This is a genomic window from Mesorhizobium sp. BHbdii (genome assembly GCF_053848045.1).
In genome coordinates this window covers 1-403 of record NZ_JBSPKX010000302.1, presented here as the reverse complement: position 1 = coordinate 403, position 403 = coordinate 1, and the positions used below count along the sequence as shown (strand labels likewise).

The window sequence follows — 403 nt, the reverse complement described above, 5'->3', positions numbered from 1 at the left end:
GAGCGCTGCCGCTTCCGGCCTAGACACCGCGCCGAGCGCGATTGCGATCACGCACAACACGATCGCCAGCACGGCTTGCCAGGAGGGTTTCAGCCAGTTCATGCTGGCCTCCCGCCCATGGCGCGGTCGACGATTTGCCCGGCTATGCCGACGACCATGACCAAGAGTGCCGCCACGATGGAACCCGCGACCAGCGCCGACCAGATGTCGATGGACTGTCTGTAATAGGCGCCGGCGAGCAGCTTGGCGCCGCTGCCGGCGACAGCACCTGTCGGCAATTCGCCGACGATGGCGCCGACCAGGCTTGCCGCCACCGCCACCTTCATGGAGGTGAACAGGAACGGCACCGAGGCCGGCACGCGCAATTTCCAGAAGGTCTGCGAGGGGCTGGCATTGTAGGTGT

At 66.0% G+C, this 403-nt stretch carries 1 protein-coding gene; it reads right to left on the bottom strand.

Features of this window, described 5'->3' with window-relative positions; all coding sequences use genetic code 11:
* Window positions 1-98 precede the first annotated feature (98 nt).
* The coding region (locus ACWTU8_RS33145) for an ABC transporter permease subunit (protein ID WP_455851418.1) at window positions 99-403 on the bottom strand (305 nt) is incomplete at its 5' end.